Annotated in this window: 16 protein-coding genes; 5 read left to right on the forward strand and 11 right to left on the reverse strand. The window is 75.1% G+C overall.

The window, feature by feature from the left end:
• Window positions 1–2: 2 nt before the first annotated feature.
• Genes HC251_RS05745 through HC251_RS05755 form a run of 3 tightly spaced genes read right to left on the reverse strand, consistent with a single transcriptional unit; the run spans window position 3 to window position 3720 of the window.
• The gene (locus tag HC251_RS05745; protein WP_219944351.1) at window positions 3–395 is read right to left on the reverse strand and encodes a pyridoxamine 5'-phosphate oxidase family protein; all 393 of its coding nucleotides are present in this window, start codon (window positions 393–395) and stop codon (window positions 3–5) included.
• Window positions 392–2959 (reverse strand): ABC transporter permease, encoded by a 2568-nt coding sequence (locus tag HC251_RS05750; protein WP_219944352.1) that lies wholly within the window; start codon window positions 2957–2959, stop codon window positions 392–394. Before HC251_RS05750 ends, HC251_RS05745 begins: the two co-directional genes overlap by 4 nt.
• 8 nt (window positions 2960–2967) lie before the next feature.
• On the reverse strand, window positions 2968–3720 hold the full coding sequence (locus HC251_RS05755) for an ABC transporter ATP-binding protein (protein ID WP_219944353.1): 753 nt from the start codon (window positions 3718–3720) through the stop codon (window positions 2968–2970).
• Between the two features lie 161 nt (window positions 3721–3881).
• On the opposite strand from HC251_RS05755, the gene HC251_RS05760 reads away from it, so the two are divergent.
• The gene (locus HC251_RS05760) at window positions 3882–7430 is read left to right on the forward strand and encodes an adenylate/guanylate cyclase domain-containing protein (RefSeq protein WP_255566610.1); all 3549 of its coding nucleotides are present in this window, start codon (window positions 3882–3884) and stop codon (window positions 7428–7430) included.
• A 21-nt stretch (window positions 7431–7451) separates the two neighbouring features.
• Here HC251_RS05760 and HC251_RS05765 read toward each other — a convergent pair whose 3' ends face one another.
• From HC251_RS05765 to HC251_RS05785, 5 genes are all read right to left on the reverse strand, one after another.
• Window positions 7452–8081: a peroxiredoxin gene (locus tag HC251_RS05765; RefSeq protein WP_219944355.1), complete on the reverse strand. Its 630-nt coding sequence runs from the start codon at window positions 8079–8081 to the stop codon at window positions 7452–7454.
• An 80-nt stretch (window positions 8082–8161) separates the two neighbouring features.
• Window positions 8162–9220 (reverse strand): cation diffusion facilitator family transporter, encoded by a 1059-nt coding sequence (locus HC251_RS05770; RefSeq protein ID WP_219944356.1) that lies wholly within the window; start codon window positions 9218–9220, stop codon window positions 8162–8164.
• 20 nt (window positions 9221–9240) lie between these two features.
• Window positions 9241–10686 carry a M20/M25/M40 family metallo-hydrolase gene (locus tag HC251_RS05775; RefSeq protein WP_219944357.1) on the reverse strand — a complete coding sequence of 482 codons (1446 nt, stop codon included), beginning with the start codon at window positions 10684–10686 and terminating at the stop codon, window positions 9241–9243.
• Window positions 10686–11549: an aldo/keto reductase gene (locus tag HC251_RS05780; RefSeq protein WP_219944358.1), complete on the reverse strand. Its 864-nt coding sequence runs from the start codon at window positions 11547–11549 to the stop codon at window positions 10686–10688. Before HC251_RS05780 ends, HC251_RS05775 begins: the two co-directional genes overlap by 1 nt.
• 40 nt (window positions 11550–11589) lie before the next feature.
• A complete protein-coding gene (locus tag HC251_RS05785; protein ID WP_219944359.1) occupies window positions 11590–12444 on the reverse strand; it encodes an aldo/keto reductase in 855 nt (284 codons plus the stop codon).
• Between the two features lie 36 nt (window positions 12445–12480).
• Here HC251_RS05785 and HC251_RS05790 point away from each other — a divergent pair, with 36 nt between their 5' ends.
• Window positions 12481–13494 carry a Gfo/Idh/MocA family protein gene (locus HC251_RS05790; RefSeq protein WP_219944360.1) on the forward strand — a complete coding sequence of 338 codons (1014 nt, stop codon included), beginning with the start codon at window positions 12481–12483 and terminating at the stop codon, window positions 13492–13494.
• Window positions 13495–13501: 7 nt separating this feature from the next.
• Here HC251_RS05790 and HC251_RS05795 read toward each other — a convergent pair whose 3' ends face one another.
• A complete protein-coding gene (locus HC251_RS05795) occupies window positions 13502–14851 on the reverse strand; it encodes an MFS transporter (RefSeq protein ID WP_219944361.1) in 1350 nt (449 codons plus the stop codon).
• The gene (locus HC251_RS05800) at window positions 14844–15428 is read right to left on the reverse strand and encodes a transcriptional regulator (RefSeq protein WP_219944362.1); all 585 of its coding nucleotides are present in this window, start codon (window positions 15426–15428) and stop codon (window positions 14844–14846) included. The genes HC251_RS05795 and HC251_RS05800 overlap by 8 nt, the downstream gene beginning before the upstream one ends.
• Window positions 15429–15478: 50 nt before the next feature.
• Here HC251_RS05800 and HC251_RS05805 point away from each other — a divergent pair, with 50 nt between their 5' ends.
• The 3 genes from HC251_RS05805 (at window position 15479) to HC251_RS05815 (ending at window position 18824) form a co-directional block, all read left to right on the forward strand.
• Complete coding sequence (locus HC251_RS05805) at window positions 15479–16339, forward strand: 50S ribosomal protein L11 methyltransferase (RefSeq protein ID WP_219944363.1); 861 nt, start codon at window positions 15479–15481, stop codon at window positions 16337–16339.
• 101 nt (window positions 16340–16440) lie between these two features.
• The gene (locus HC251_RS05810) at window positions 16441–18156 is read left to right on the forward strand and encodes an ABC-F family ATP-binding cassette domain-containing protein (RefSeq protein WP_219944364.1); all 1716 of its coding nucleotides are present in this window, start codon (window positions 16441–16443) and stop codon (window positions 18154–18156) included.
• The gene (locus HC251_RS05815; protein ID WP_219944365.1) at window positions 18153–18824 is read left to right on the forward strand and encodes a DNA-3-methyladenine glycosylase; all 672 of its coding nucleotides are present in this window, start codon (window positions 18153–18155) and stop codon (window positions 18822–18824) included. The genes HC251_RS05810 and HC251_RS05815 overlap by 4 nt, the downstream gene beginning before the upstream one ends.
• Here the strand turns inward: HC251_RS05815 and HC251_RS05820 are convergent.
• On the reverse strand, window positions 18821–19051 hold the full coding sequence (locus HC251_RS05820) for a hypothetical protein (protein ID WP_219944366.1): 231 nt from the start codon (window positions 19049–19051) through the stop codon (window positions 18821–18823). The two genes, HC251_RS05815 and HC251_RS05820, sit on opposite strands and share 4 nt — an antisense overlap.
• Between the last annotated feature and the right edge of the window lie 109 nt (window positions 19052–19160).

The following is a 19160-nucleotide window of genomic DNA, read 5'->3' on the forward strand; positions in this document are numbered from 1 at the left end:
GGTCAGGCGCGTCCGAGGATGCGGTCGACGCGGATCTCGATGGCGACCCGGTCGTCGCGCTCGCCCGGCTGGCGGTAGCGCTCGGCGTAGCGGCGGACGGCCTCGGCGACCCGCTCGGGGTCGTCGGTGACGGTGGCCGGTCCCTCGAGGGTGAGCCAGCGCCCCCCGTCGACCTGGCTGACGGCGGCCCGGGACCCGGGCGCGGCCCACAGGTTCCGCGCCTTCTTGCTGGGGGCGAAGGTGATGATCCGCACCAGGCCGGCGGCGGCGTCCCACGTGAACCCGACGGCCACGACGTGCGGGGAGCCGTCGGGTCGCAGCGTGGTCAGCGTGGCCAGGTGGCGCTCGGCGAGGAAGGCGGCGACCGGGGCGGGCACGTCGGTGGGATCGATCACTCGACCGTCACCGCCTGGAGGACGTCCATGCGCGCCGCCCGCCAGCCGGGGATGAGCGAGGCGGCCACGCCGATCACCAGGGCCAGCACCAGGACGCCGACGACGAACATGGGCGAGATGTAGATGCGCAGCGTGTCGAACTCGTCGCCCTGGGCCAGCATGATCGCCGTCCCCCCGGCGATGCCGATGACCAGGCCGAGGATCGTGCCCAGCAGGGTGATGATCACGGACTCGCCGGTGATGGAGCTGGCCAGCTGCCGCCGGGTCGCCCCCACCGCCCGCAGGAGGCCGATCTCGCGCGTCCGCTCGAAGACCGACAGCGCCAGGGTGATGGCGACGCCCAGGGCGCCGATCACGAGGGCCAGCCCGAGGAGGGCGAAGAAGATGCGCAGCGAGAACGCGAGCTGGTCGTTGTTCGCCTCCTTGATCTCGCCGACGTCGCGGACCTCGGCGGCGGCGAACTGCTCCGACTCCTCGGTCGCGGCGTCGCGCAGCTCCTCGACCGTCACCCCGTCGGCGGCGGTGATGTCGACCCGCTGGATCAGCTGCCCGAACCCCGGGAAGTGGTCGCGGATCACCTGGTCCGACACGAGGAAGTGGCCGTCGGTGTTCTGGGCGACGATGGCGCCGTCCTCGTAGATGGCGCCGACGGTGACCGTGCCCGCGGTGCCGTCGGGGTAGGTGACGGGCAGCTCGGTCCCGACCGGCCACGGGCCGGCGTCTGCGGTCTCGCGGTCGATGGCGATCTCCTCCGGCGACAGGGCTCCGATGTCGCCCTCGACCTCGCCCAGGTCGTAGACGTCGGTGACGTCGGAGAAGCGGACGCCGTAGACCGGCCGGGTGTCCCCGTCGATCTCGATGGTGCCCCGCTGCACGCCGGTGACGGCCCCGACCTCGTCGCGCTCGGCGAGGGAGTCGACGAGCTCGCGGTTGAGGCTGGGGAAGCCGAACCCGGCGGTGATGATCTCGATGTCGCCCTTGAAGTGCTCGTCGATCGACGCGTTGATCGACTTGCCGAACGACTGGGCGAACACGGCGATGAAGGTGATCAGCGTGACCGAGAGCATGAGGGCCGCCGCCGTGCCCGACGACCGCTTCGGGTTGCGGCGGGCGTTGTCGCGCCCGAGCACGCCGGCCACGCCGAGGAAGCGGAGGGGGAAGCCCAGGACCCCGGTGAGGGGCGGCACGAGGTAGGGGCCGAGCACGACGGTGCCGGCGAAGACGAGCACGGTCCCGAGGCCGGTCTGGACGATGGCACCGTTGCCGCTGCCCTGGGACCCGGTCACCAGCAGGGCGACGCCCCCGGCCACCAGGAGGCCCCCGATGACCAGGCGGATCCGGCCGCGGGAGGTGTCGTCGGTGGCCGCCTCGCGCAGGGCGGCGATCGGGGCGACGCGGGACGCCCGCAGGGCGGGCACGACGCTGCACAGCACCGACACGACCACGCCCACGACGACCGACACGATGATCGTCCGGGGGCCGACGACCGGCGCCGAGCCGGGCTCGCCGAAGCCGACCGTCGCCAGCACGGACTGGAGGACGAACGCCAGGGCGATGCCGCCGACGAGACCCATGATCGAGGCGATCAGGCCGATCACGCCCGCCTCCACCACGACCGAGGTGAGGATCTGGGTCCGGGACGAGCCGAGGGCGCGGAGCAGCGCCAGCTCGCGGACGCGCTGGCCGATGATGATGCCGAAGGTGTTGTAGATGAGGAACGACCCGGCGGCCAGGGCGATCAGGGCGAAGACGGTCAGGAACGTCCGGATGGTGTCGACGAAGCTCCCGATGGCGTCCTTGGCCTCCTGGGCGGCCTCGGTCGCGGTGATGACCTCGGTGCCCTCGGGCAGCTCGGGCCGGATGCGCTCGACGACCTCCTGCTGGGTCAGGCCCTCCTCGGCGATGACGGCGACGCCTTGGATCTTGCCGTCGAAGGCGAAGGTCTCGATGGCGGCCGGCGTGTCCATCATCACGAACGAGGCCCCGCCGAGGTTGCCCGACTCGCCGTACTTGACGATGCCGGACAGCTCGAGGTCGACCGGTCCCCTGACCGTCTGGACGCGGAAGGGGTCGCCGACCTCGAGGTCGCCGGCCTCGGCCGTCAGGGTGTCGACGACGGCCTCGGTGGGCCCCTCCGGGGCGCGGCCCTCCTCGAGGGTGAACACGTCGATCGCCGGGTTGCCCGTCCAGTTGGCCCCGAACGACGGCGCCCCGCCCTGGTTCAGGGGCTTGCCGTCGTCCTTGAGCACCGAGCCGATGCTCTGCACCACCGGCTCGGCGTCGGCGACGCCGTCGATCTCCCGGATCCGGTCGGCCAGCGCCGGGTCGACGTCGGGCCGCTGCTCGCCGCCGTCGAAGGCGTCGGCCTCGAACGCCGTCTTCCCCCGGACCTGGGCGTCGAGGCCGGCGAAGGCCTCGGTGAAGATGGTGTCGAACGACGACGACACGGTGTCGGTGAGCACGAAGGTGCCGGCCATGAAGCCGACGCCGAGGGCGACGGCCACCGCGGTGAAGAGGGTGCGGAGCTTGTGGCCCGCGAGGTTCTTGAGCGCGACCTTGAGCATCGGGTCCCTCAGCCGCCCAGCGACTTGAGCTTGTCGAGGACCGACGCCTCGGTCGGCCCGTCCATCTGGTCGACGATGCGGCCGTCGGCGAGGAACAGCACCCGGTCGGCGTAGGCGGCGGCCGAGGGCTCGTGGGTCACCATGACGATCGTCTGCCCGGTGTCGCGCACCGCGGCCTGCATGAACCCGAGGATCTCGGTGCTGGCCCGCGAGTCGAGGTTGCCGGTGGGCTCGTCGGCGAAGACGATCTCGGGCCGCTGGGCCAGGGCCCGGGCCACGGCGACGCGCTGCTGCTGGCCTCCGGAGAGCTCGCTGGGCCGGTGCGTCAGGCGGTCGCCCAGGCCGACGGTCCCGACGACCTGGTCGAACCAGCTGCTGTCGGTCTCGCGCCCGCCGAGGAGGGCGGGGAGGGTGATGTTCTCCCGCGCCGTGAGCGTCGGGATGAGGTTGAAGGCCTGGAAGATGAACCCGACCCGCTCGCGGCGGAGGAGGGTGAGCTCCTTGTCCGACAGGGTCGAGAGGTCGGTGTCGCCGATCAGGACCCGCCCGGAGGTGAGGGTGTCGAGGCCGGCCAGGCAGTGCATGAGCGTCGACTTGCCCGACCCGGAGGGCCCCATGATGGCGGTGTAGCGGCCGCCCTCGATGGCCACGTCGACCTCGGCGAGGGCGCAGACGGCGGTGTCGCCGAAGCCGTAGTACTTGGTCGCCTTCTCGGCCCGCGCCACCACCGTGGGCGCGGCGGTCACAGCGGCATCGGTCATGGGGAACCTCGTTCGTCGGGGGTGGCCGCGCGTCGGGTGGGGCCGCCGCGCTCGGGCGACCCTACCGCTGCCACCCCGGGCGTCGACGCGTTGTTCCGCCGCGCAACAAGTGTGGGGCGAACTGGACCCCTGAAGGAGGTCGGCGGCGGTAGTTTCGACCCGTGGAGTGCACGCAATGCGGATCGATGGTGCCTGCGGGCGCCCGGTTCTGCCCCGCGTGCGGCCACCCCACGACCGGACCGATCGACGAGCGCCGGGTCGTCACGGTGCTCTTCGCCGACATCGTCGGGTTCACGACGCTGTCGGAGACCATGGACCCGGAGCGGGTGAAGCGCCTCGTCGACGGCTGGTTCGAGCGCCTGGTGGCCGACATCACCGCCTTCGGCGGCCGGGTCGACAAGATCGTCGGCGACGGGATCCTGGCCCTGTTCGGCGCACCCGTCGCCCACGAGGACGACGCCGAGCGCGCCGTCCGCGCCGCCCTGCGGATGCAGGACACCCTCGCCGCCATCTCGGCCCGGACAGCGACCGGCGGCGAGGCGTCGCCGCGCGTCCAGATGCGGATCGGGGTCAACACCGGCGAGGTCCTCGTCGGTGCCCTCCGCGCCGGCGGGGCGACCACCGCCATGGGCGACGTGGTCAACACCGCCAGCCGGCTCCAGACCGCGGCCCGCCCCGGCGAGGTCCTCGTGGGGCCCACCACCCACTCGGCCACGGCGCACTGCATCGACTTCCAGCACCGCGGCCTGCTCACCGCCCGCGGCCGCGACGCGCCGGTCGAGGCGTGGGCCGCCACCCGCGCCCTGCTGCCCCCCGGGCAGCGGCCGGCGCGCCACGAGGCGCCGCTCGTCGGGCGCAACCGCGAGCTCGGGCTCGTCGACGCCGCCGTCGGCGCCGCCCTCGGGCACCAGCGGGCGCTGGTCGGCATCGTCGTGGGCGACACGGGGGTGGGCAAGACCCGCCTGGTGCGCGAGGCGGCCGAGCGCATGGCCGCCGGCCGTGACGTCCTGCTCCTCGACGGTCGGTGCGTCCCCTACGGCGAGGCCAACGTGTGGTGGCCGCTGGCCGAGGCCCTCTACGCCCACTGCGAGCTCGAGGCGTCGGCCGACCACGACGAGGTCCACGCCGCGGTGTGGGCCCGGGTGGCGGCGGCCCTGGGCGACGAGTGTCCCGACGAGGACCTCGACCGCGTCGCCGTCGGCCTGCTCACGCTGATGGGGCGGGACCCGGCCCTCGACAGCCGGGACCCGGCGCGGGCCCGGGAGGCCGCGGTCGACGCCTTCGTCGACTTCCTCGAGGGCCACGCCCGGCGGCGGCCGGTCATCCTCCTGCTGTCGGACATCCACTGGGCCGACGACGACCTGCTCGAGCTGATCGAGACGCTGCTCGTCCGGCTGGCCCGCTGCCCGGTGGTCGTGCTGGCCACGGCGCGGCAGGCCGTGCGGGACCGGTGGAACCCGCCGCCGGGGCGCCACGACACCTTCGTCCTCAACCTCGACCCGCTGGACCAGGCGGCGGCCGAGGAGCTGCTGACCTCGCTGCACGGCGACACCGTCCCCGACGCCCTGCGCGCCGACATCCTCAACCGCAGTGGCGGCAACCCGTTCTTCCTCGAGGAGCTGGTGGCGCTCGTCGACTGCGACGGCGACCACGCCCTCCGGCCCGGCCTCCCCGACACCCTGCGGGGCATCGTCGCCGCCCGCCTCGACGCCCTGGGCCCGACCGAGCGGGCCGTCCTCACCGATGCGGCCGTCATCGGGCGCCGGGGCCCCGTCGTGGCCCTCCGCGAGATGAGCCGCGCCCTCCACCGCGAGGCCGACATCGACGCCGTGCTGGCCACGCTCGTCGCCACCGAGCTGCTCGAGGTCGACACCGGCTACTGGGGCTTCCGCTCCGAGATCGCCCGCGAGGTCGCCTACGCCACCCTGCCGAAGGCCGAGCGGGCCAAGCGCCACGCCGGCATCGCCGCCTGGATCGAGGAGCGGCTGCTCGAGGACGTCTCGCTCGACCTCGACGACCCCCGGGCCGAGGAGCTGGTGGCCACCTCGCCCGACGTCGACGACGCCACGGTCAACCGCCTCGCCCACCACTGGGCCGCCGCCGCCGAGGTCGAGGTGGAGATGGGCGACCTGGCGTCGGTGCCGGCCCGGGCCCGCGACCGCGCCGTGTGCTGGCTCACCGCCTCGGCCCGCCGGGCCCAGCGCCGTGACGTGCTGGCCGCGGCGGAGCGGGGCTACGACCGCGCCATCCAGCTGGCCGGTCCCGAGCCGGTGGCGCGCCGGGTGCGCCTGCTCGTCGCCCGGGCCCGCGTCCGCTCCGACCGGTGGGACCTGGCCGGGGCCCGGGAGGACGCCGAGGCCGCCCTGTCGGGCGCGACGGCCACCGGTGACCGCAGCGTCGAGGCCGCGGCCGTGCTCCGCCTGGGCGAGATCGAGCAGCGGACCGGCGACACCGATGCCGCCGCCGCCCGGCTGCGCCACGCCGCCGACCGCTTCGCGGCCGAGAGCGACGACCGGGGCCGGGGCGAGGCGCTCCGGCTGCTCGGCCTGTCGCACATGTTCGCCGGCGAGCTCGACGCCGCCCGCAGCGCCCTGGCCGAGGCCGAGGAGGCGTTCGTCCGGGCCGGTGACCCCGCCGGTCAGGGCTGGGTCGCCCAGAACCTGGCGTGGGTCGGGATGCTCGTCGGCGACGTGGCCGCCACCGAGGCGCAGGTCGACCGGGCCCTCGCCCTCTTCGGCGAGGTCGACGAGATCGTGGGCCGGGCGTGGGCCCGGGGCCTGCTCGCCTTCGTGCGGTTCGCCCAGGGGCGGCGGGAGGAGGCCCAGCAGCTGGCCGACGAGATCCTCGACGTGACCGGCGCCCAGGAGGACAAGTGGGCCACGGCCATGATGCGGGGCCTGGTCGGGTCGCTGCGGCTGTGGGCCGGCGACGTCACCGACGCCCTCACCCACACCGCCGTCGCCACCCAGTCGTTCCGGGACCTGGGCGACCCGTGGGGCCTGGCCGTCAGCCTGGCCACCCACGGCCGGGCCCTGGCCATGAGCGGGCGGGTCGACGCCGGCTTCGCCGCCGTCCGGGAGTCCGCCACCGTGGGCCGCGGGCCGGGGCGCGGCGGCGTGGGCGACATCGCCACGGTGGCCCTGGCCGTCCAGGTCGGCGAGCCCGAGCGGGCCGCCCTGGCGCTGGCCCAGGTCCGCGGCCAGGCCGACGCGACCCTCGGCGCCATCGAGGCCGACGCCACCTTCGCCCTCGCCGCCCTCCAGGAGGGCCAGCGGCCCGAGGTCCCCGCCACCGGGGGCCGGGCCTTCGGCTACGCCGCCGCCGCCGTGGTCGCCGCCGGACGGGGCGAGCTCGACGCCGCCCTGGCCGCGGCCGACGCCGTGCCCGGCTGCGACGAGGCGACCTACCTCGACCGGGCCCTGGCCGAGGTCGCGGCCGGGCTCGCCCTCGTGCGGGCCGAGCGGGCCGACGAGGGCTGGCCCCGCCTGGCCGCCGCCCGCGAGGCGGTGGCCGCCACCGACGACCGGGTCGGCCAGGCCGTCGTCGGCCTGGCCTCGGCGGTGGCCGCCGAGGCCGCGGGCCGGCCCGACGCCGTGGCCGAGAGGTCGGCCGCGGCCATCGCGCTGGCCCGCATCGGCCTGGTGGCCGGGGGCTGGGAGACGGCCTTCCGCCAGGCCGCCGGCATCGCCGTCTCGGCCGCCACCGCCTGATGCGGTGACGGCCGGGTGGCCCTAGCCCGGCTGCTTGGTGGTGCGGAGGTAGGGCTTGACGGTCTGGTAGCCGGGGAACTGCTCGGCGGCCTCCTCGTCGGAGACGGCGCCGGTGATGATGACGTCCTCGCCGTCCTTCCAGTCCGAGGGGGTGGCCACCTTGTGCTTGGCGGTCAGCTGGAGGGAGTCGATGACGCGGAGGATCTCGTCGAAGTTGCGCCCCGTGGAGGCCGGGTAGGTCAGGGTGAGCTTGACCTTGTTGTCGGGGCCGATCACGAACACCGAGCGCACCGTGAGGGTGTCGTTGGCGTTGGGGTGGATCATGTCGTAGAGGTCGCTGACCGTGCGGTCGGTGTCGGCGATGAGCGGGAAGTTCAGCTCGTTGCCGGTGACGTCCTTGATGTCCTGGCCCCAGTCACCGTGGTTGCCCAGCTCGTCGACCGAGAGACCGATGACCTTCACGTCCCGCTTGTCGAACTCGGGCTTGAGCCCGGCGACCCGACCCAGCTCGGTCGTGCAGACCGGCGTGAAGTCCTTGGGGTGGCTGAACAGCACCGCCCACGAGTCGCCCTTCCAGTCGTAGAAGTCGAGGGTGCCCTCGGTGGTCTCGGCGGTGAAGTTCGGGGCATCGTCGCCCAGGCGTACGGCCATCGGTGTGTCCTCCATGTGGACGGGGATCGTGCGGTCTCATCTGAAACCCGATCTACCTTGTCGGGTATTCCGGGCCCGGGTCAAGACGGCTCTCGGTCGCCCTCCTCGAGGGGGATGCCGACGCCGAGCGCGCCCCGCCGGTCCTCGATCTTCTGCTTGGCCCGGATCTCCTGCGGGACCTCGTGACCGGGCTCGTGCTCGCCGATGGTCGGGCCCGCCCGCCGGGAGTCGGTCACGTCGGGCTCGATGTACATGACCCGGGCCATCGGCACCGCCCGGCGCACCGTCCGCTCGATCCGGTTCACGACCTCGCTAACCTCGGGGAAGGTGAGGGTGTGGTCGAGCTCGACCCGCATCCCGACGAAGAGCTCCTCGGGCCCCTGGTGCTGGGTGCGCAGGTGGATCAGCTGCTTGACGGTGGGATCGATCTCGACCGCGGCCCGGATGCTCTCGACGTCCTTCCTGGTGGCCGACCGGCCGATGAGCAGCGACCGCACCTGGGCCAGCAGGACGAGGGCCACGACGCCCAGCAGGGCGCCGATGGCCACGGCGCCGATGCCGTCCCACGCGGCCTCGTCGAGCAGCTCGGCGGCGGCGACGGCGCCCAGGCCGACCAGGGCGGCGGTGATCGTCGCCGTCTGCTGGACGATCACCGCCGGGAGGGACGGGACCTCGGCGTTGCGGACGAACCTCCGCCAGGTGGCCCGGCCCCGCACGGCATCGGCCTGGACGACGGCGACGCGGAGGCCGACGGCGGCGAGGACGCCACCGGCGGCGAGGGCGGCGTAGGCCCACTCGGGGTCGACGACGGGCGCGGGGTCCGAGATCGTCCGGACCCCCTCGGCGACGGCGGCCACGGCACCGAGGACGACCAGCACGGTGGTCACCGCGAAGCTCCAGTAGTAGCGCTCCCGCCCGTGGCCGAACGGGTGCTCCTCGTCGGCGGCCCGGCGGGTCCGGCGCCCGGCGACGAGCAGCAGCAGGTGCTGCACCGTGGCGGCCGCGGGCAGGATCGCCGCCGCCAGCAGCGTGGAGGACTCGGTGACGACGAAGGCGGCGACGGCGGCCGCGGCCGAGGCCACGCTCGTGACGAGCGCGACGACGACCGCTCGGGTCCCGCGGTGCCCTCGACCGGTCATCGATCGAGGGTACGCAGCCGTCAGCGGCCCGCGTGCGCGGCCAGGACCGTCGCCACCGCGGCGGTGACCCTCTTGCCGGTGGGGATGTGCAGGGACTCGTTGGGGCCGTGGGCGTTGGAGCCCGGCACGAGCACCCCGGTGATGACGAACTGGGCGTCGGGGAACCGCTCGCCCAGCATGGCCATGAACGGGATGCTGCCGCCGACCCCGACGCTGCCGGCCGGGGCGCCGAACGAGGCGGTCGACGCCCCCTCGAGGGCGTCGGCCAGCCAGCCCGCCGTCGGCGGTGCCGCCCAGCCGGTCTCGGCCGAGAGGATGGTCAGCGTGACCCGCGCTCCGGCCGGGACGGCGGTGGTGAGGGCCCGGTCGAGGGCGCCGGCCGCGGTGGCGGCGTCGACCCCCGGCGGGAGCCGCAGCGACAGGGCAGCCTCGGTGTGGGCCCGCAGCACGTTGCCGGCCTCCTCGGGCGGCGGCGCGCCGCCCAGCCCGGTGACCGCCAGCGACGGCCCCCACGTGTTCGCCAGCATCAGGGCGACGGGGTCCTCGTCGACGGGGTCGGCGACCCACGGCGGCTCGGCCCGCGGGTCGACCCCGGCGGCGACGGCCGCCTCGGCCTGGGCCCGGCGCTCGTCGGGGACGTCGCCCTGGAGCTCGGGCAGCAGGAGGGCGCCGGTGGCGCTGTCCTCGACCCGGTCGAGCAGGTGCCGGAGGATCCGGAACGACGAGGGCACGACGCCCCCGGCCATGCCGGAGTGGACGCCCTCGCGCAGGACGTCGACCCGCAGCCGGGCCTGGACCAGCCCCCGCAGCGAGGTGGTGAGCCAGAGCCGCTCCTCGTCGGGCGACCACGAGTCCAGGCACACGACGAGGCTGGGGGTGCCGATGCGGTCGGCCAGGTGCTCGACGTAGGCGGGGAGGTCGGGGCTGCCCGACTCCTCGCTCGCCTCGATCAGCACGACGCAGCGGGCGTGGCTCCCCCCGGCGGCGCGCACGGCCTCGACGGCGGTGAGGGAGGCGAAGGCGGCGTAGCCGTCGTCGGCGCCGCCCCGGCCGTAGAGGAGGTCGCCCTCGATCACCGGCTCGAACGGGGCCAGGCCCTCGCGCCAGCCCGCCATCGGCGGCTGCTTGTCCAGGTGGCCGTAGAGGAGGACGGTGTCGGTGTCGGCGTCGGCGTCGGCGTCGGCGTCGGTGCCGTGGGCGCCCGCGCTCGGCGGGATCTCGGCCAGCACCACCGGCGTCCGGCCCTCGAGCCGCACGACCTCGACGGTCATGCCCGCCACGTCGCGGTCCGCCAGCCACGCCCGCACCAGCTCCGCGGCCCGGTCCATGTGGCCGGCCTCGGCCCACCCCGGGTCGTACTCGGGGCTGATGTTGGGGATCCGGATGTAGTCCTCCAGCGCCGGGACGATCTCGTCGTCCCACGTCCGCTCGACCACGGTGGCGGCGAGCGCCGCGTCGTACGCCATCAGGCGGCGGCGTCGAGGGCGGCGCGCTCGTCGTCGGTGAGCTCGAGCCCGGCGGCGGCGATGTTCTCCTCGAGGTGGGCCACGCTGCCGGTGCCGGGGATGGGCAGGACCACGGGGGAGTGGCCCAGCAGCCAGGCCAGGGCCACCTGGCTGGGCGCGGCGCCGAGGCGCTCGGCGGCATCCACCAGCGCGCTGTGCTCCTTGGCCAGGTCGCCCATGGCCAGGGGGAACCAGGGGATGAACCCGATGCCCTCGGCGGTGCAGACGTCGAGCACGTCCTCCCACTCCCGATCGACGAGGTTGTAGCGGTTCTGCACCGTGGCGATGGGGGTGAGGGCCTGGCACTGGTGGAGCTCGTCCACGGTCACCTCGGACACGCCGATGTGGCGCACCTTGCCCTCGGCCTGGAGCTCGAGGATGGTGCCGAGGCTGTCCTCGACCGGCACCTCGGGGTCGATGCGGTGCAGCTGGTAGAGCGGGATCGCCTCGAGCCCAAGCCGGCGCAGGCTGCCCTCGCACGCCTGGCGGATGTGGTCGGGGTGGCCGTTGGGGGACCACTCGTTCGGGCCCGAGCGGGTGAGCCCGGCCTTGGTGGCGACGATGACGTCGTCGGGGTACGGGCTGAGCGCCTCGCCGATGATCTCCTCGCTCACGTCGGGGCCGTAGGAGTCGGCGGTGTCGATCAGGGTGGTGCCCAGCTCGACGGCCCGGCGGACGACGGCGACGGCCTCGGCCCGGTCGGCCGGCGGGCCCCAGATGCCCTCGCCGGTGATGCGCATGGCGCCGAAGCCGAGACGGTGGACGGGCACCTCGCCGCCGATCAGGAAGGTGCCGGAGAGGGTCGCGTCGGGGGAGTCGGACATCCCCCCACCCTGCCCTCTCGTGCGCCCGGAACCCACCTCGTCACGCGGCGTCGTCGAGCGCGGCGCGCTCCTCGGCGGTCAGCTCGAGGGCGGCGGCGGCGACGTTCTCCTCGAGGTGGGCGGCGTCGCCGGTGCCGGGGATGGGGCACACGACGGGGGACCGGCCGAGCAGCCAGGCCAGGGCGACCTGGCGGGGCGTGGCGCCGAGGCGTGCCGCCGCCGCGGCCAGGGCCCGGTCGCCGGCGGCGGTGAGGCCGTCGTGGGCGAGGGGCTGCCAGGGCAGGAAGGCGATGCCCTCGCCGGTGCACACGTCGAGCACGTCGGTCGAGGCCCGCTGGGCCAGGCTGAAGCGGTTCTGCACGCTGGCGATGGTGGCCACGGCCTGGGCCCGGCGGAGCTGGTCGACGTCGACGTTCGACAGGCCCACGTGGCGGACCTTGCCCTCGCGCTGGAGCTCGGCCAGGCCCCCGACCGACTCCTCGATCGGCACCTCCGGATCCACGTCGTGGAGCTGCGACAGCGGGATCACGTCCAGGTGGAGCCGGCGCCGGCTGCGCTCGCAGTCCTCCCGGATCTGGTCGGGCCGGCCCCGGTGCACGAAGGCGCCGCCGGCGTGCACGATGCCGACCTTGGTGGCGACGTGGACGCCGTCGGGGTAGGCCGGGAAGGCCTCGCCGATGAGGTCCTCGCTGGCGCCGTAGAGCGGGGCGGTGTCGATGAGCGTGACGCCGAGCTCGACCGCCCGGCGCAGCACGGCGTAGGCCGCCTCCCGCTCCTCGGTCGGCGGGTCCTCGGACGATCGCCGGAGCCGCATGGCGCCGAAGCCCAGGCGGTGGACGGGCAGGTCTCCGCCGATCGAGAAGGTGCCGGAGGCGGAGGCGTCGAGGCTGGTCACGCTCCCAGTGTGGCGGTGCTGTGCCAGGCTCCGGCGATGAGCGACGACATCCGCTGGGGCATCGCCGGACCGGGGCGGATCGCCACCGGGGTGGCCCTTGACCTCGCCCTCGTGCCCGGCGCCCGGCTGGTCGCCGTGGGCTCGCGGTCGCAGGAGCGGGCCGCCGCCTTCGCCGCCCAGCACGCCACCGGAGGGGACCGGGCCCGGACCCACGGGAGCTACCGAGCCCTCCTCGACGACCCCGACGTCGACGTGGTGTACGTGGCAACGCCCCACCCGCAGCACCACGCCATCGCCCTGGCCGCCATCGCCGCCGGCAAGCACGTGCTGGTGGAGAAGGCGTTCACGGCGACCCTCGCCGGGTCCCGGGAGGTGGTCGCCGCCGCCCGGGCGGCCGGTGTGTTCGCCATGGAGGCGATGTGGACGCGCTTCCACCCCGCAGTGGTGCGGGTGCGGGAGCTGCTGGCCGAGGGGGCGATCGGCGAGGTGCGCTCGGTGCAGGCCGACCTCGGCATCGCCGCGCCGGCCGACCCCACCAACCGGTTCTTCGCCCCCGAGCTGGGCGGCGGCGGCCTGCTCGACCTGGGTGTGTACGTGGTCGCCCTGGCCCACATGGTGCTCGGTCCCCCGACCGAGGTGATCGCCCGGGGCACGCTCACCGCCACCGGGGTCGACGCCGAGGCGGCGCTGCTCCTGGTCCACGAGGGCGGGGCCACGGCCACCCTGACGTGCTCGATCCTCAGCCCCTCGGTGGGGCGGGCCCGGATCGACGGCACCGCCGGGAGCATCGAGCTCAAGCCCCGGTTCCACCACCCGCACGGCTTCACCCTGCGCCGCCTCGGCGTCGAGCCCCAGCGGATCGACCTGCCGCCGACGGGCATCGGCTACTCCCACGAGCTGGTCGAGGTCACCGAGGCCGTGCGGGCCGGTCGGACCGAGAGCGCGGTCATGCCCCTGGCCCACACCCTCGAGGTGATGGCCGTGCTGGAGGAGGCCGGCCGCCAGCTGGGCGTCACCCCCTGGGCCGAGGACGCCACCGTCGCCGTCTGACCGGGGGTCAGGAGGCCACGGCCTCGGCCCCGGCGGCGGCACGGGCGGAGTCCATGCGCTCGCTCGTGAGGCGGGGCACGGCGTAGGCGCACAGGGCCAGGCCCACGGCGGCGGCGACGAACCACGGCGCTCGCAGCGCCGCCTCCCGACCCCAGAGCGGCTCGCCGGCGACGACGACGAGCCCGCCGAGGGCGGTGCCGATCGGCATCATCCCCCAGCCGAAGAAGCGGTAGACGCTGTTGACCCGGCCGAGGAGGTGGTCGGGGATGATGGCCTGGCGGAGCGAGACGGTGATGACGTTCCAGATCACCGCCACCAGGCCCTCGAAGGCGAAGGCGACGAGGACGAGCGGCCACGCCGACGTGAGGCCGATCACCGTCGGGACGAGGGCGCTGACGGCCAGGGTGAGCCACAGGCTGGGCCCGCTGCCGAGGGTGCGCTTCACCGCCGGAGCGGCGTACCCGCCCGCGACCGCGCCGACCGCCGCGCCCATGGTCAGGAACGCGAACTGGAACGGCGTGGTGTCCAGCACCTCCTGGGCGTAGAGCACGAGGATGCCGATCTGCATGGCGCCGATGGCGTTGAGGACGCCGAGGACGATGGCGAGGGTGCGCAGCAGCGGGTGGTGCCAGAGCCAGCGGACGCCCTCCCGGAGGTCGGTGGTCCACGAGGCCGGCGGCGCAGCGGCGTCGGGGTCGGCCCCGGGGGCGTGGGTCGCGGGCCGGCTCCGGAACCGGCCGGCGACCAGGGCCATGAGGGCGGCGGCGACGGCGAAGGTGGCGGCATCGAGGAGGAACGGCAGGGCGAACGAGATCCCCAGCAGGGCGCTGCCGAGCGGGGGTCCGACGAAGGTGTTGGCGACCTGCTCGGCCGACCACATGCGCCCGTTGGCCCGCTCGAGGTGCTCGGTCGGGACGATGGCCGGGATGATCGTCTGGGCCGCGTTGTCCCGCAGGACCTCGGCGCCCCCGAGCAGCAGGCTGGCCCCGACGATTACCAGGTAGAGGCCGGTGCGGGTGCCCTGGACCGACGCCAGCTCGTCGGGGGCGGGCAGGCCGTCGCCCAGCCCGAGCACGGCGCCGGCGACGCCGAGGGTCAGGGTGGCGCGGAGGACGTCCATGGCGATCATCGCCCGTCGCCGGTCGACCCGGTCCGTGATCACCCCGGCCGGCAGGGTGAAGAGCAGCCAGGGCAGCCGCTGGGCCACGACGACGGCGGCGACGAGCAGCGGGTTGCGGGTGACGGCCGAAGCCAACCACGGGTAGCCGATCTGGGCCACGCCGTCGCCCAGGTTGGAGACGGCGGCGGCGGCGTAGACCTTGCGGTACGCGCCGCCGAGGCGGACCCGCTCAGCCATCGCCGTCCGCCCGGTCGGGGAGGGCGGGCTGGTCGGTGGGCTGGAGGGCGACGAGCAGGCCGTAGACGGCGTCGCCCGTGCGCTCCAGGGCGAGGAACTCGTCGACCAGGGCGGTGAGCCGGCTCTGGAAGGCGTCGACCTGCCCGGCGCTGATCCGGGCGTACCGGAGCGTCGTGTACCCGTGCTCGCCGTCGCGGAAGGTCTCCATGGCCTCCCGGACGAACAGGGCCTTGTCGTCCCACTGCTCGCCGGGCGGGGGGTCGACGAGGATCGTCCGCCCGGTGCGGCCCCAGAAGCTCTCGGTGACGGCCCGCACCCGGCGGGTCCGTACCACCCGCACGAGACCGGCGTCCTCCAGCACCCTCAGGTGGTGGGCGACGGTGCCGTGGCTCCGGCCGACGGTGTCGGCCAGCTCGCTCGTGGTGGCGGCCCGCTCGGCGACCAGGTGGAGGATGGCGTTGCGCACCGGGTGCCCGAGCGCCTTGAGCTGGGTGGGCGTGTCCGCCCGGACCTCGGGCGCGAGCTCGTAGTCAGGGGTCGTCCGCTTCTCGTCCGATGGATCCCGTACGTCCGACATCTGTCGGACAGTAGTCGCCGGACGGGGCTCGCCGCTGCTTGACTGGGCGGGTGGCGACGGCGGCCGAGGTGCGGGTGGGGGCCGACGAGGTCGACCTGGCCTCGGGGCTGCTGTGGGGGGCCGGGGTGACGGCGCTGAGCGAGGAGGCGGGACCCGACGGTGCCGTCCTCCTGCGGGTGGACCTGCCCCCCGGGGGCGTCGCGTCCCTGGAGGCCGCCGTGGGCGGGCGGTGGCCGGTCGTCGCCGTCGAGGTCGACGACGGGGTGGCGGGGTGGCGCGCCCACGCCCGGGTGGTCCGGGCCGGACCCGTCGTGGTGCACCCGCCCTGGGTGCCGTTGGGTGAGGTGGCACCCGGCGAGGTGGTGGTGGAGATCGACCCGGGGCCGTCGTTCGGCCACGGCGCCCACCCCACGACCCGGCTGTGCCTCGCCGCCCTGGCCCGCATCCTCGCCGATCCGTCGGACGGCGAATCGCCAGCGAATCGCCCTCCGACGGGTGTCTCCGACCCGGCGGTGCTGGACGTGGGGTGTGGGAGCGGGGTGCTGGCCGTCGCTGCGGTGGTGCTGGGAGCACCGAGCGCGGTCGCCGTCGACGTCGACCCCGCTGCCGTCGCCGCCACCCGGGACAACGCCCGCCGCAACGGCGTCGACGATCGGGTCACCGTCCCGCCGGCCGGCGCGACGCCTCTGACGGGTGTCGACGGGACCTTCCCCGTGGTCGTCGCCAACATCGGGGCCGCCGCCCTGCGCGAGCTGGCGCCGGCCCTCGTCGCCCGCGTCGCCCCGGGCGGGACGCTCGTCCTCAGCGGGCTGCTCGACCCGCGGCCCGCCGACCTGGCCGCCGCCTTCGCCCCCCTCGCGGTGGCGGCCGACGACCGCCTCGACGGCTGGACCGCCCTCACCCTCCGCTGAGCGGACGAAACCGGCGGCGATCGCCGCGGACCGGCCAGTAGGGTCCTCCGCCGTGGCTTGAGCAGCGCGTCCCCCCGTCCGTCCCTCGACCGGAGGTCCCGTTGCCGTCTCCCACCCCTGCTCTGACCATCGCCGCCCGGGGCATCAGCCTCGACCGCGGCGCCACGACCGTCCTGGCCGACGTCGACCTGAGCGCCTCCTCCGGTGACCGGCTCGGCCTCGTCGGCCCCAACGGCGTGGGCAAGTCGACGCTGCTCGGCGTGCTGGCCGGCACCGTCGCGCCCGACCGCGGGACGGTCACCGTCACGCCCCCGAGCGCCATCGTGGCGCTGCTGGCCCAGGAGCCGGCGCGCACCGGCGAGTCGGGCCGCGACCGCATCGCCCGGCGGACCGGGGTGGCCGCCGCCCAGGCCGCGCTCGACGCCGCCACCGCGGCTCTGGCCGCCGGCACCCCCGGCGCCGACGACCGCTACTCCGTCGCCCTCGACCGCTGGCTCCACGTCGGTGCCGCCGACGTCGACGCCCGCCTGGGGACCATCGCCGCGGACCTCGGGCTCCCGGACCGCGTCCTCGACCAGGCGACCGACGCCCTGTCGGGGGGCCAGGCGGCCCGCATCGAGCTGGCGGCCGTGCTGCTCACGCAGGCGGACGTCCTGCTCCTCGACGAGCCCACCAACGACCTCGACTTCGACGGGCTGGCCCGACTCGAGGACAGGGTCCGCAGCCACGTCGGCGCCCTCGTCGTGGTGTCCCACGACCGGGCCTTCCTCGAGCGCACGGTCACCGGGGTCGTCGAGCTCGACGAGCACACCCGCACGGCGCGCACGTTCTCGGGGGGCTGGCTGGCCTACCTCGACGAGCGGGCCACCGCCCGTCGCCACGCCGAGGAGGCCTACGCGACCTACGACCGCACCCGGTCGGAGCTGAGGGCCCAGAGCCAGCAGATCCGCGAGTGGTCGGCCCAGGGCGTGGCCAAGGTGAAGCGCTCGGGCGAGACCGACAAGTTCATCAAGCACCACAACACCCAGACGTCGGAGAAGATGGCCGGCAAGGCGGCGCGGGCCGACCGGGCCCTCGAGCGGCTGGAGGTCGTCGACAAGCCGTTCGAGGGCTGGGAGCTCCGGCTCGAGCTGGCCACCGCCGAGCGCAGCGGCGCCGTCGTCTCCCGCCTCACCGGGGCCGTCGTCGAGCGGGGACCGTTCCGCCTGGGCCCGGTCGACGTCGAGGTCCGCAGCGGCGACCGGCTCGTCGTCAGCGGGCCCAACGGGGCCGGCAAGACGACCCTCGTCGAGGCCCTCCTCGGCCGGGCCGCCCTCGCCGCCGGGGAGGGCTGGGTCGGGCCGTCGGTGCGGGTCGGCGAGCTCGAGCAGCTCCGCACCCGCTTCACGTCCTCCGACCCCACCCGCCACCCTGGGCGAGCCGGCTCCGCCGGCACCGGTTCTCCCGATGCGGGCTCGTTGCTCGACGCCGTGCTGGCCGAGACCGGGTGGACGCTGGCCGAGGCCCGATCGCTCCTGGCCAAGTTCGGGCTGACCGCCGACCACGTGGCCCGCCCGGCGACGTCGCTGTCGCCCGGCGAGCGGACCCGGGCCTCGCTCGCCCTCCTGATGGCGGTGGGGACGAACTGGTTGGTGCTCGACGAGCCGACCAACCACCTCGACCTGCCGGCCATCGAGCAGCTCGAGCAGGCCCTGGGCACCTGGTCCGGCACGCTGCTCGTCGTGTCGCACGATCGCCGCTTCCTCGACGCCGTCACGACCGAGGGCACCCGCCACCTCCACGTCGACGGGGGGCGGGTCTCGGAGGGACGGGCGTGAGCGAGGGCGGCCCCGTCCTCGACGCCGACGCCTTCGAGCGGGTCGCCGCCGACCTGGTCACCGCCGACGCCGACCTGGCCCGGGTCGTGGCCGACCACGGGATGCCCCCGTTCTGGAGCCGGCCCCCCGGGTTCCGGGCCCTCGTCCTGCTGATCCTCGAGCAGCAGGTGTCGCTGGCGTCGGCCGCCGCCGCGTACCGCCGGCTCCGCGAGCGCGTCCGCACCGTGACCCCGGCGACGGTCCTCGCCTGCTCGCCCGAGGAGCTGCGGGCCGACGGCGTGTCCCGCCAGAAGGACCGCTACCTCCGCGCCCTGGCCGAGGCGGTCGAGTCCGGGGCGCTCGACGTCGACGGCCTCGCGACCCTCGACGACGAGGCCGTGCGGGCGGCGCTGGTCGCCCTGCCCGGCATCGGCCCGTGGACGGCGGACGTCTACCTGCTGGCCTGCCTGGGCCGGCCCGACCTGTGGCCCGTCGGCGACCGGGCCCTGCAGGTGGCCGTGGCCGAGGCCCTCGGCCTGCCCTCCGTGCCCGACCCCGCCGCCCTCGAGGGCCTGGGCGAGCGCTGGCGGCCCCACCGCTCGACCGCCGCCCGCCTGCTCTGGCACGGCTACCTCGGCCGGCGGGCCCGGGTCGAGACCCCCGGCGACCTCCTCGACGACCTGGTCTAGGGCTCCAGCCGCACCTGGGGGATGCCGTCCACCACCATCACGGTGGCGGGGATGCCGAGGAGGTCCATGGTGTCGTGCTCGCCGGCGGGGCCGCGCAGCTCGAGGACCCGCCCCTTCTCCGGTCCGGCGAGGACGGTGAGCTCGAGGGTGATCACGCCGTCGCCGACGTCGTCGGCGTCGACGACGATGGCGTCGTAGGTGCCGTCGGGCAGCGGGGACGGCTCCATGGCGGCGGCAGGCTAGTCACCGCGACCCTCGCCCGGCGCGGACCCTTGCGTCACAAGGGGTTCCGGTCCGACGGTGCTTGACCTGGCTGTGGTGCATCGGTTCAGATGC

Origin of the sequence: Iamia sp. SCSIO 61187 (assembly GCF_019443745.1) — a bacterium.
In the GTDB taxonomy this organism is placed as follows: domain Bacteria; phylum Actinomycetota; class Acidimicrobiia; order Acidimicrobiales; family Iamiaceae; genus Iamia.

Bases quoted from the DNA above. Each gene is read 5' to 3' on its own strand.
- HC251_RS05750 (WP_219944352.1), bottom strand. From the start codon at position 2,959: ATGCTCAAGGTCGCGCTCAAGAACCTCGCGGGCCACAAGCTCCGCACC.
- HC251_RS05755 (WP_219944353.1), bottom strand. From the start codon at position 3,720: ATGACCGATGCCGCTGTGACCGCCGCGCCCACGGTGGTGGCGCGGGCC.
- HC251_RS05765 (WP_219944355.1), bottom strand. From the start codon at position 8,081: ATGGCCGTACGCCTGGGCGACGATGCCCCGAACTTCACCGCCGAGACC.
- HC251_RS05770 (WP_219944356.1), bottom strand. From the start codon at position 9,220: ATGACCGGTCGAGGGCACCGCGGGACCCGAGCGGTCGTCGTCGCGCTC.
- HC251_RS05775 (WP_219944357.1), bottom strand. From the start codon at position 10,686: ATGGCGTACGACGCGGCGCTCGCCGCCACCGTGGTCGAGCGGACGTGG.
- HC251_RS05780 (WP_219944358.1), bottom strand. From the start codon at position 11,549: ATGTCCGACTCCCCCGACGCGACCCTCTCCGGCACCTTCCTGATCGGC.
- HC251_RS05790 (WP_219944360.1), top strand. From the start codon at position 12,481: ATGAGCGACGACATCCGCTGGGGCATCGCCGGACCGGGGCGGATCGCC.
- HC251_RS05795 (WP_219944361.1), bottom strand. From the start codon at position 14,851: ATGGCTGAGCGGGTCCGCCTCGGCGGCGCGTACCGCAAGGTCTACGCC.
- HC251_RS05800 (WP_219944362.1), bottom strand. From the start codon at position 15,428: ATGTCGGACGTACGGGATCCATCGGACGAGAAGCGGACGACCCCTGAC.
- HC251_RS05820 (WP_219944366.1), bottom strand. From the start codon at position 19,051: ATGGAGCCGTCCCCGCTGCCCGACGGCACCTACGACGCCATCGTCGTC.